Annotated in this window: 1 protein-coding gene; it reads right to left on the reverse strand. The window is 54.8% G+C overall.

Features of this window, described 5'->3' with window-relative positions; genetic code table 11:
- Positions 1–190 (reverse strand): type II toxin-antitoxin system Phd/YefM family antitoxin (locus N1032_RS28600; RefSeq protein ID WP_407933104.1); only part of this gene is annotated, 190 nt, incomplete at its 3' end.
- Positions 191–515 lie beyond the last annotated feature (325 nt).

Consider the following 515-nt stretch of genomic DNA (forward strand, 5'->3'; position numbering starts at 1 on the left):
CGTGCAACGTTTCCATGATCGAGCGGTATTCATCCGCGCCCATTAACACGGCTTCGCTTTCGCCTTTGGTGATGGTGATCGCGTCGGCGCTGTCGTTCACTTCGTCGATAAGGTTAAAAATATCTTTGCGCGCGGTGGTGGCGTTGATGGTGTGCATTTCGTTACCTCCTGTGTATGTGTTCGCGTTCATAGTACATGTGTACGCGATTGCGTACAAGTCGTATTTTGCGGACACAAAAAAGCCGCCTTGCAGGGCGGCTTATTTGGGGATTTGCAGAGTAATGAATGAAAGGTGCATAGCTGGTGACTGTCGCACGGGTAGACTATACCGCGCGCCCGTGCTCGATGCGCGTTACGCCGTCACAAAACTGGAATCATGTTGTGATCTGCGCGTGATCGGCGTCGCGTGTCCAGCTGGTATCACTTCAGGTTACAGCCTGCGCGGAAAGCGCCGCCCAGCTCGATAAACTCGGCACGGCTTGCGCCTGTCAGCGTCTGCGCCTGTCGGGTGAACT

The sequence above is a fragment of the Herbiconiux daphne genome (genome assembly GCF_024979295.1).
In the GTDB taxonomy this organism is placed as follows: domain Bacteria; phylum Actinomycetota; class Actinomycetes; order Actinomycetales; family Microbacteriaceae; genus Herbiconiux; species Herbiconiux daphnes.